The sequence below is a fragment of the Acidaminococcales bacterium genome (assembly GCA_031290885.1).
Classification (GTDB): domain Bacteria; phylum Bacillota; class Negativicutes; order Acidaminococcales; family JAISLQ01; genus JAISLQ01.
This window is the reverse complement of sequence record JAISLQ010000024.1, coordinates 1-8,465: the sequence shown is the minus strand read 5'-3', so window position 1 is coordinate 8,465 and position 8,465 is coordinate 1. Positions and strand designations below refer to the sequence as shown.

Below are 8,465 nucleotides of genomic sequence, written 5' to 3'. Positions count from 1 at the left end.
TGGCAGCCAGCGCGTAGCGTCTTTCTCGACCGGCGCAAAGCCCATCTTTAAGAACAACGAAAGAGACGGACGGTTGTCTTTGGCGATATCAGCGTACAAAGCGGCAAACCCGCAACGCGCAAAGCCAAATTCCACAACGGCGCAAAGGGCTTCGTACATATACCCTTGCTTTTGATAGTCTTTTTTTAGCGCGCAACCCACTACCGCCGTGCCGGTAGCCATGTCCATACGATTAAATTCGCAACTGCCGACAATCGCCTCGGCATTTTTTAAGCGAATCAACCAAAATATCATTTGTTGGAGCGCTTGTTTTTTTGGCAATGAATTTAAACAGCTGCTGCCTTTCGTTGCCGCCCTTTCCGTGAATTTCCAGCCACAGGCCGGCAAGGGCTGGAAGTCCGTCCTTGCGGGGCGGTGCCAGCAAAAGGCGGGCGGTTTGCATGGAAAACTCTTCAAAACGCGGCAATGCAGCCATAATTTTCATTCATCCCATATGAATAGCGATCTACAAGGCGCGTTTTAGCGGCAACGTTCCCATTTCCCTTTGGCTTCAGGAAACCTTTAATGATAACATCTGACTGCCCCGGCCCCAAAGCCCCATACGAAAATTATTCAGCAGCCATAACTTTCACCCACAATGATAAAATGTACATCGCTTGACCGCCGTAAGCGACAGCGATCCGTTGCAGATGCGCACAGGATTTGCGCGGATGCCTGTTTTGGCGCACGGATTGGAAAGAAATGACACCTTCTGCTGTTCCATGGGGAAGACAATAGTGCGCAAGCGTTTCAGGCTCCGATTTTACATCAGCTGGCACTTTGTTCAAACCGATGACGAGAATAACCTCGCCCGGAAAGCAATGCCGGCCACTCTTTGCCCACCCGTCCGCATTGATGATCCGCCGTCCAAAGTTACGGCGTTGAAACCGGCAACGAAGATATCGCCGGTCATTTTGGGCGGCGTTTGGCATGTTTCTCCTCGTTGCGCAATACGCCCGCATATCAACAACAGTTTAGCTCCTGCCGCGCTCCGAATAGAGGCCGTCATGTCGTCGAATAAAGCCCCATCCAAGTAACATGATACGCGCCCGTAGCTCAGGTGGATAGAGCAGCGGTTTCCTAAACCGCGTGCCGGGAGTTCGAGTCTCTCCGAGCGCACCAAACAAACAAAGGCCAAAAGCGGCGGTTCGCCTACTTTTTGCCTTTGTTTGTTTTTTGCTGTTTTTGCTTATTTTTTCGTATTTTTACATGCTTTTTTACCTCTGTTGCACACCAACTGCGCATCTAACGGCGGCAAATAAACCAATGAAAATCACCGCTACTTCCGCATTAAGGGTGAAGGGGTACATCAAAGACTTTTGCCCAATTTGGGGCGAAAGTCCGATGGATTGAAGGGTGCGATTTGAAATCACGCACCGGCAATGGTCGCCGTAATGCCTACGAAAAGGTCGAGAAAGATCAGCGTTTGTATGGCGCATCCTTTTATTTTTCCAAAAAAGTTTCGATAAATTTTTCCGCCGCTTCCCTGTCGACTTTTTTAACCATGCGCTCAAAGGCTTTAATGAGCGCCCACTCGTCATCGAAGGCAACCATTGAGCGCATTTTTCTTTTTCTTTCGGGAGGCAGGGCTTTTCTGCCTGAACCTTTGCGCGTCCCGCCCCACGTGCTTTTAGTACCTGCGTTCATATATCATCAGCCCCACGATAACCATTTCACCGACTGCCAGCCCACCAACCGCCGCCGCATAAGCGGCATTAGCGTTCCAGTCCACATATTGGGTCAAAAAAGCTATAAAGCATACATTCAAAATCGCTGTAAAAATTTGTCTCTTTGACACTTTTCGTACCTCCTGCTATAATGTAGGCAGCGGGGGCTTTCGCCCCCCTGCCTTGCCCTCGGTTACCGCTTTCGCTTTGGTCGGCTGTGGCGGTTGCCGGGGCTTTTGGTTTTGCGGTCGAGCAGCTTTATCAGTAGCTCCGCTGCTTGTGTCAGCAAGCTGGCCGCCGCGATCGCCAAGGCATATAGCCTTTCTTTTTCTCCCATTTTCCCACTTCCCTTTCTTGATTTAATTATATAATAGACCTCTCCAATAATTTAAAGAAATTTCTCAAAAAAACCGATAAAAATGAAGGGGCTTGATTGGGGCGTTTTTTATAACAAGCACGGCTCGAAAAAGCATGACCCGAAGCAGTTCGCAGTCCATATCGCCAATCTTGCGGAAGATGAGGTTGTTACAAAGAACTCTGGCCTATACGAATACTTGCTTGACGGCAACGAAAAGCATTTAAATATTCGCGCCTTTACTCCGAAAATAGCACGGGCAGCGTATGAGCGGCAAAAATGGATTTGCCGAAATGCAAGAAGCATTTTGGATTGTGACTATTCAATTAGAGCATAATGCGGTTTGGGCGGTGCCAAAGCGCATGCGCCAACGAGTCGAGAAAAGAGGTCGTGGTCAAAGAATCGTCTGTTAAGCCGATAGCAGAATTCGTCCAAGTAACGTTGCAGATGCTTGGCATCCAGTCCGTGAAACGTCCCTTGCTCGAACGCTTTCGCGTTGGATATGATGATATGCGTCCAATGAAGATGCTCGGGCTGATTTTGGGGGTCGTGCGGGATCGCCGTACGGGCAAGCCTTCTTTCGCAAGGCAACCGCAAATGTTCAAGCCGTCCGTGCTTATCTCGGAGCCGGGCTTCACGCGATCCTTGGCGAAAGCCTTGATTGCCCTCGGCGACGAGGTACATGGCAACGAACCACTTGGTCAGCGGGGTTCGCGTTTTGTCCATGATCGTGCCTACCGTTGCCATCGTTTGGTGTGCACAGGCCTTGCATTGATATTTGTTGCGGCTTTTTATGTTGAAATGCTCCGTGTGGCCACATTTGGGGCAGACAAAACCGGCAGGCCATCGTTTTTGGTAAATGCACTCGCGGCAGGCATCTTCCGTGCCGAACCGTTCCATAAATTCAAGCAACGTCATGTGCGCTTACCATGCCCGTTCGTAACCATTGTATCGCAGCATGCTCTAATTGAATAGCCATTGCTTTTTTGGAAAATCGGTGGACAAGTTAAATAATTTCTGTTGAAATTAATCTTGGATTATGCTATTATAAATATTGAAAATCCCTGCGGTGTACGCGTAAATACTTTATGTTTTGAGCCAACACAATTAATATATGGGAATCCGGATTTGGCTGTGGACAGTATGCCTCCTGTGCTTGTGGACACTCGAAGCAGCCATGGGGATACCCACCTGCTCAGGCAGGTTCAAAACATAAGGAGGGCGGCGGCATTGCGGGGGTTTGTCATTTCTGCAGCGGGCAAAAAACGGATGCGGTCATTTTACTGTTTCCAGCTATTTACAGAATGTTTTGCTCATGCTACAATTTCAGGAGTCAATACTGTTCCTGGATTAAAATCATGCTATCTTTGCGGTCAAATTGCCGCCCTGCTTTGCGCTGAAGCCTTGCGGAACATCAATGTGTCCGTCTGCGTTTTGCGCCGCGCAACGCGGCAAATTATCGCGCAAATCTTAGCTGTGTTTTAACCTGCGGGCAGTAAATATAAAAACCGTGGCGCGGATATCCGAATCTCCGCCGGTTTCTGGGCTATGGGGATAATTGTTGAGGAGGACGTAAAATGCTTACAAATGAAAGGAAACAGGAAATTATCAGTAATTTCCGCATCCACGAAGGGGACACCGGTTCGTCGGAAGTGCAGATAGCTATTCTGAGCGAGCGCATCCGCTATTTGACCGAACATCTTAAAGAACATAAAAAAGACCACCATTCTCGGCGTGGGCTGTTGAAACTGGTAGGCCAGCGGCGTGGGCTTTTAAATTATCTGCAGGACAAGAATATAGACAAATACCGTGCGCTTATTGAGAGGCTCGGCTTGCGCAAATAGCAAGCCGGCAAGCCGTAGTTTGGCTTCGCGCCGCCCATCTCTTGTTCCCGTTGCCTTCGGCGGACGGCTTGATTGCCCCGTGTTTCTTTTGCCTATTCATTCCGGGCGCCGCCTTGCTGATTGCCGCCGCCTCGTTTTGTTCCTAAAAAATGGTAACGCCGCATATTCTGCGATAACATTCCGCCGCCGTTATGTTTGGGGCAAAGGCATGTGCGGCGTACATCGTTCCCGCCATTTTGCATTATTTCCTTGACAAGCGGAAAAATAGCGTGTACAATACGAGGCAATTAGAGGTTCACTACACAAACTCAAACCGTTGACGCGGAGATAACGGCGCATGTGCGGTTACAGAGAGCGGGGGCAAGCTGGAAGCCCCGTACAACGCAATGCGTCAAATGGACCGCTGAGGGCGCGGGGAAAAGGGATCTTTCCCTTAGTATTACGCGACGTCGCGCACACGTAAGTTGCGGGGGATATGATGGTATCCCATGAGGGGCGTGGGCTTTGTGCCTGCGAAACAAGGTGGCACCGCGGTTGATTTGATCACCCGTCCTTGACGAAATTTTCAGTCGGGGACGGGTTTTTGCGTCCCCGGGAAAGGAGCCGCAAATGATCAGGCCCACGCTCAAAGAAACGCGCGAACTTGCCAAAGGGCATACGCTTGTGCCGGTGGCGCTGGAGGTGTTTTCCGATTTGACCACCTCCATACGGGTATTGAAAAATTTAAGCGAAAAAGGGGGCAATTATTATCTTTTGGAAAGCGTCGCCACCGGCGATGCCTGGGGACGTTATTCTTTTCTCGGCTGCGACCCCGGGCTTGTTTTGCGCGGCCGCGACGGAAAGGTAACGGCGGAACGCGGGGGGACGAAAGAAGCCGTCGCGGGCGCTCCGCTCGACGTCCTTGCCCAGGCCTTCGCCCGCTCTAAAAGCCCGCGCGTCGAATGGCTGCCGCCTTTCACCGGCGGCTTTGTCGGGTATTTTTCTTATGAATTTGCCCGTTACGCGGAACCGTCGCTTCTTTTGAACGCCCAGGATCCGGAAGGCTTTGACGACTTTTGCCTGATGAAGATGGACAAGGTGGTCGCTTTCGACCATTTTCGCCAGAAAATCATTCTCATCGCGAACGCCGACGTGTCCGACCCAGCCAAAATCGAAGAAAATTATATAGAAGCGGTAGCCGCCCTGAAAGACATGGAACGCCTAGTGCTGGCGCAGCCCGGGGCAACCGATATACGGCCGGGGGAATGTGGGGATTTTACGGCGCGGTTTTCCCGGGAGGAATATTGCGCGAAGGTACTTTGCGCCAAACAATACATAAAAGAAGGGGATATTTTTCAGGCCGTGCTTTCCAACCGTTTCAGCGCCCCTTTCGCCGGCAGCCTTTTGTGCGCCTATCGGACGCTGCGTACGACCAATCCCTCGCCTTACATGGTGTATATGCGTTTTGAAGATTTGGAAGTGGCCTGCACTTCGCCGGAAACATTGGTTTCCCTGCGCGGCCGAACTCTTCATACCTATCCTCTGGCCGGCACCCGGCCGCGCGCCGAAAGCCCCGATGCCGACAGCCGGCTGGAGCGGGAATTGCTGGCCGATGAAAAAGAATTGGCCGAACACGATATGTTGGTTGACCTTGGCCGCAACGACCTCGGCAAGGTCAGCGCGTTCGGCAGCGTAAAAGTGGAGGAATACCGCCATATAAAGAGGTTTTCCCATGTCATGCACATATCGTCGCGCGTGAGCGGGGAACTGGCGGAAGGCAAAACCGCCTTGGCCGCCCTGTGCGCCGCGCTGCCGGCCGGCACCCTTTCCGGCGCGCCCAAGAAGCGCGCGATGGAAATCATCGACGAGCTGGAAGGGCTAAAGCGCGGACTGTATGGCGGCGCTTTAGGATATATCGCCTTTACCGGCAATATGGACTTATGCATAGGCATCCGCATGGCCGTACACAAAAACGGAAAAGTGTTTGTGCAGGCCGGCGGCGGCGTGGTGGCCGACAGTTTGCCGGAGAATGAATACGAGGAGACGCGCGGCAAGGCGCGGGCAATTGTCAACGCTTTAAAAGGCGGGAGGGAGGCGTAGAATATGGTATTGATCATTGATAATTACGACAGTTTTTCTTACAATCTTTATCAGGTTACCGGGCAGCTTTGCCCGGACACGCGGGTAATCAAAAACGACGAGATGACCGTGGATGAAATCGCTTCCCTCGCGCCCGGGCACATCATAATATCGCCCGGCCCCGGCCGGCCGGCCGATGCCGGCGTCTGCGAAGGGCTGGTTTTGCGGTTGATGGCCGACACGCCGATCCTCGGCGTATGCCTTGGACACCAGGCGATCTGCGAAGCCCTTGGCGCGGCGATAGTTTACGCCCAAAAATTGATGCACGGCAAACAAAGCGCCGTCCATATCGCCAGCGGCAGCCCACTGTTCAAAGGCTTGCCGCCGCTCATTCGCGCCGGGCGCTATCATTCCCTCGCCGCCCGGCGCGACAGCCTGCCGGAGGAACTGTTGGTGATCGCCGAAGACGCGGACGGCGAAGTTATGGGAGTAAAACACAAAAAATACGATCTGTACGGCCTGCAATTTCATCCTGAATCCATACTCACGCCCACGGGCGGGCGGATAATCGAAAACTTTCTCGCGATCGGAGGCGGCCGGGCATGATCAAGGAAGCAGTGCGCAAAATTTTGTCCGGGGAAGACTTGAGCGCGGCGGACGCGCGGGGAGCCATGCTGCAAATGATGGACGGGGAGGCCACCGCCGCTCAAATGGGGGCTTTCCTCGCGGCTATGCGGCTCAAAGGCGAAACTATAGGGGAAATTACCGCCTGCGCGGAAGTTATGCGGGAAAAATGCCTTAAACTCAAGCCCGGGACCGATGTCCTCGATATTGTCGGCACCGGCGGGGACGAGATGTTTTCTTTTAATATATCCACCGTTTCCGCTTTCGTTGCCGCCGCCGGCGGCGTGCCGGTCGCCAAGCACGGCAACCGCAGCGTGTCAAGCAAATGCGGCAGCGCCGATGTGCTGGAAACTTTAGGCGCTTGTATCGCGCTGACCGCCGAAGGGAGCGAGGCCGTACTGAAAAAAACCGGCATATGTTTCATGCTGGCAAACGTCTATCACGCCGCGATGAAACATGTCGCGCCGATCCGCCGGGAATTGGGCGCGCGGACAATTTTTAACATTCTTGGCCCTTTGGCCAATCCCGCCGGCGCCACTTTGCAGCTTTTGGGCGTATATGATGAAAACTTGGTGGAGCCCCTGGCGCGCGTGCTTTCCAACCTTGGCGTAAAACGCGCGATGGTGGTGCACGGACGCGACGGCCTGGATGAGATAACCCTGACCGGCCCGTCTACCGTCTGCGAGGTGGCGGACGGCCAGATAAACAGCTATTTCCTGGCGCCCGAGCAGTTCGGTTTCAGCCGGTGCCGGCCGGAGGATTTGACCGGCGGCTCACCGGAAGAAAACGCGCGGATCGCACGGCGCATACTGGGCGGGGAAAAAGGCCCCAAACGCGATACGGTCGCCCTCAACGCCGCCTGTTGCCTGTATATGGGCAATCCCGGCCTGACCTTGCGCCAGTGCGTAGCCTTGGCGCAGGAGTTGATCGACAGCGGGGCGGCCAGGCAAAAACTGGATGATTTTATCCTGGCGACGCAGGAGGCGGCAAAACAAGGTTTGTCTCCGAACTAACCCGCCGCAAAGTTTTGCCACATCGGGCGAGTTTCATAAGATCGATGAGCGGATTGGGAAAATTGAGGACGAGCAAAAATCCAGCTCCGAAATGCAAAAACAAATCGGCGTTTACCACAAGACCCACAAAGTATACGACGCCTATAAAAGGTCCGGTTGGGACAGGGCTTTCTATGACGCGAACGCCGCCGACATCATCCTTCACCGCGCCGCCAAGAAATATTTTTATGCGGAAGGTTGAGGCGGAAAGCCGTTGCCGATTGCTTTACTGAAATTTGTTTTTTATAAAGTTTTCAATGTCTTTGCTCAACGGCGAAGAAAAAGAGTTGAGGATAGCCATTATTTTATCCTCAACTCTTTCATTAAGCGCATCTCGCAGATTTGCTATTTTGTATGTAACCATAATAACTATTCCGTCTTGAAAAGCCGCTTAAGTCTTTCCCCTTCCATATTTTCACCAGAATGTTTCATGTCTACTTTTTTGGCAGTCTTTCCGATTGCGGTTTCAATAGCATTTACTAAATTCTTAGCTAACTGCTTAACTTTTATGGTTATGTTCTTAAGAATGCTACCTGTAGCCACAACAATCAACTCATCCACATTTTAGATAGCGTCGTCAATAGCCATGCAACTATGAAATATGGGCAAATAAAAAGATTGCGAGGCGAGAAAAATGCAAGCAGCGTATCGTCGACATGATATAAGCGATTAAGCTTAGGATGTACTGGAGCCAAATTTGCTCGGGCGCAAAGGCACTTGGGGCGGCAACGCGAGAGACAACCGGCAGTTCATAAACGGAGTGTTCTGGATATTGGGGACTGGGGCGCCGTGGAGGGACTTGCCGCCGGAGTACGGCGATTGGAAG

Annotated in this window: 14 protein-coding genes, 1 tRNA gene, 1 other RNA gene and 2 pseudogenes; 10 read left to right on the top strand and 8 right to left on the bottom strand. The window is 52.3% G+C overall.

The features are described from left to right. Both LBO03_03065 and LBO03_03060 read right to left on the bottom strand, forming a co-directional pair. Positions 1 to 387: GNAT family N-acetyltransferase (locus tag LBO03_03065; GenBank protein MDR3348575.1), on the bottom strand; the 387-nt coding region annotated here is incomplete at its 3' end. Positions 388 to 608: 221 nt separating this feature from the next. Further along, positions 609 to 971 carry a hypothetical protein gene (locus LBO03_03060; protein ID MDR3348574.1) on the bottom strand — a complete coding sequence of 121 codons (363 nt, stop codon included), beginning with the start codon at positions 969 to 971 and terminating at the stop codon, positions 609 to 611. A 113-nt stretch (positions 972 to 1,084) separates the two neighbouring features. Here LBO03_03060 and LBO03_03055 point away from each other — a divergent pair. Then, positions 1,085 to 1,161, top strand: a tRNA-Arg gene (locus LBO03_03055). Between the two features lie 321 nt (positions 1,162 to 1,482). On the opposite strand, the gene LBO03_03050 is transcribed toward LBO03_03055, so the two are convergent. The 3 genes from LBO03_03050 to LBO03_03040 all read right to left on the bottom strand — a co-directional run bounded on the left by LBO03_03050 (position 1,483) and on the right by LBO03_03040 (position 2,043). Next, entirely contained in the window at positions 1,483 to 1,686 is a 204-nt protein-coding gene (locus LBO03_03050; protein MDR3348573.1) for a hypothetical protein, read from the bottom strand. After that, a complete protein-coding gene (locus LBO03_03045; protein MDR3348572.1) occupies positions 1,670 to 1,837 on the bottom strand; it encodes a hypothetical protein in 168 nt (55 codons plus the stop codon). The genes LBO03_03050 and LBO03_03045 overlap by 17 nt, the downstream gene beginning before the upstream one ends. 62 nt (positions 1,838 to 1,899) lie before the next feature. Beyond that, the gene (locus tag LBO03_03040) at positions 1,900 to 2,043 is read right to left on the bottom strand and encodes a hypothetical protein (GenBank protein ID MDR3348571.1); all 144 of its coding nucleotides are present in this window, start codon (positions 2,041 to 2,043) and stop codon (positions 1,900 to 1,902) included. 82 nt (positions 2,044 to 2,125) lie between these two features. Between LBO03_03040 and LBO03_03035 the strand changes: the two genes are divergently transcribed. Further along, the gene (locus LBO03_03035) at positions 2,126 to 2,398 is read left to right on the top strand and encodes a hypothetical protein (protein MDR3348570.1); all 273 of its coding nucleotides are present in this window, start codon (positions 2,126 to 2,128) and stop codon (positions 2,396 to 2,398) included. Here the strand turns inward: LBO03_03035 and LBO03_03030 are convergent. Both LBO03_03030 and LBO03_03025 read right to left on the bottom strand, forming a co-directional pair. After that, positions 2,380 to 2,592, bottom strand: a pseudogene (locus LBO03_03030) (transposase). The gene LBO03_03035 and the pseudogene LBO03_03030 sit on opposite strands and share 19 nt — an antisense overlap. A 219-nt stretch (positions 2,593 to 2,811) precedes the next feature. Beyond that, positions 2,812 to 2,961 (bottom strand): annotated as a pseudogene (locus LBO03_03025) (transposase). A 158-nt stretch (positions 2,962 to 3,119) separates the two neighbouring features. Between LBO03_03025 and ssrS the strand changes: the two are divergent. From ssrS to LBO03_02990, 7 genes are all read left to right on the top strand, one after another. Beyond that, positions 3,120 to 3,304: non-coding RNA, 6S RNA (gene ssrS / locus LBO03_03020), on the top strand. Further along, positions 3,292 to 3,546 carry a hypothetical protein gene (locus tag LBO03_03015; protein MDR3348569.1) on the top strand — a complete coding sequence of 85 codons (255 nt, stop codon included), beginning with the start codon at positions 3,292 to 3,294 and terminating at the stop codon, positions 3,544 to 3,546. Before ssrS ends, LBO03_03015 begins: the two co-directional genes overlap by 13 nt. 92 nt (positions 3,547 to 3,638) lie before the next feature. After that, positions 3,639 to 3,905, top strand: a complete 267-nt coding sequence (rpsO, locus tag LBO03_03010) for a 30S ribosomal protein S15 (GenBank protein MDR3348568.1) — start codon at positions 3,639 to 3,641, stop codon at positions 3,903 to 3,905. Between the two features lie 609 nt (positions 3,906 to 4,514). Continuing rightward, the gene (locus LBO03_03005) at positions 4,515 to 5,984 is read left to right on the top strand and encodes a chorismate-binding protein (GenBank protein MDR3348567.1); all 1,470 of its coding nucleotides are present in this window, start codon (positions 4,515 to 4,517) and stop codon (positions 5,982 to 5,984) included. 3 nt (positions 5,985 to 5,987) lie between these two features. Beyond that, positions 5,988 to 6,569: an aminodeoxychorismate/anthranilate synthase component II gene (locus LBO03_03000; protein MDR3348566.1), complete on the top strand. Its 582-nt coding sequence runs from the start codon at positions 5,988 to 5,990 to the stop codon at positions 6,567 to 6,569. Continuing rightward, a complete protein-coding gene (gene trpD / locus LBO03_02995) occupies positions 6,566 to 7,600 on the top strand; it encodes an anthranilate phosphoribosyltransferase (protein MDR3348565.1) in 1,035 nt (344 codons plus the stop codon). Before LBO03_03000 ends, trpD begins: the two co-directional genes overlap by 4 nt. A gap of 91 nt (positions 7,601 to 7,691) precedes the next feature. After that, positions 7,692 to 7,841 carry a hypothetical protein gene (locus LBO03_02990; protein ID MDR3348564.1) on the top strand — a complete coding sequence of 50 codons (150 nt, stop codon included), beginning with the start codon at positions 7,692 to 7,694 and terminating at the stop codon, positions 7,839 to 7,841. Between the two features lie 167 nt (positions 7,842 to 8,008). Here the strand turns inward: LBO03_02990 and LBO03_02985 are convergent, their stop codons facing one another. Further along, on the bottom strand, positions 8,009 to 8,200 hold the full coding sequence (locus LBO03_02985) for a hypothetical protein (GenBank protein MDR3348563.1): 192 nt from the start codon (positions 8,198 to 8,200) through the stop codon (positions 8,009 to 8,011). A gap of 124 nt (positions 8,201 to 8,324) precedes the next feature. Here LBO03_02985 and LBO03_02980 point away from each other — a divergent pair. After that, positions 8,325 to 8,465: transposase (locus LBO03_02980; GenBank protein ID MDR3348562.1), on the top strand; the 141-nt coding region annotated here is incomplete at its 3' end.

Bases quoted from the DNA above. Each gene is read 5' to 3' on its own strand.
- rpsO (MDR3348568.1), top strand. From the start codon at position 3,639: ATGCTTACAAATGAAAGGAAACAGGAAATTATCAGTAATTTCCGCATC.
- LBO03_03060 (MDR3348574.1), bottom strand. From the start codon at position 971: ATGCCAAACGCCGCCCAAAATGACCGGCGATATCTTCGTTGCCGGTTT.
- LBO03_03000 (MDR3348566.1), top strand. From the start codon at position 5,988: ATGGTATTGATCATTGATAATTACGACAGTTTTTCTTACAATCTTTAT.
- trpD (MDR3348565.1), top strand. From the start codon at position 6,566: ATGATCAAGGAAGCAGTGCGCAAAATTTTGTCCGGGGAAGACTTGAGC.
- LBO03_03035 (MDR3348570.1), top strand. From the start codon at position 2,126: ATGAAGGGGCTTGATTGGGGCGTTTTTTATAACAAGCACGGCTCGAAA.
- LBO03_03005 (MDR3348567.1), top strand. From the start codon at position 4,515: ATGATCAGGCCCACGCTCAAAGAAACGCGCGAACTTGCCAAAGGGCAT.
- LBO03_03050 (MDR3348573.1), bottom strand. From the start codon at position 1,686: ATGAACGCAGGTACTAAAAGCACGTGGGGCGGGACGCGCAAAGGTTCA.
- LBO03_03040 (MDR3348571.1), bottom strand. From the start codon at position 2,043: ATGGGAGAAAAAGAAAGGCTATATGCCTTGGCGATCGCGGCGGCCAGC.
- LBO03_02990 (MDR3348564.1), top strand. From the start codon at position 7,692: ATGCAAAAACAAATCGGCGTTTACCACAAGACCCACAAAGTATACGAC.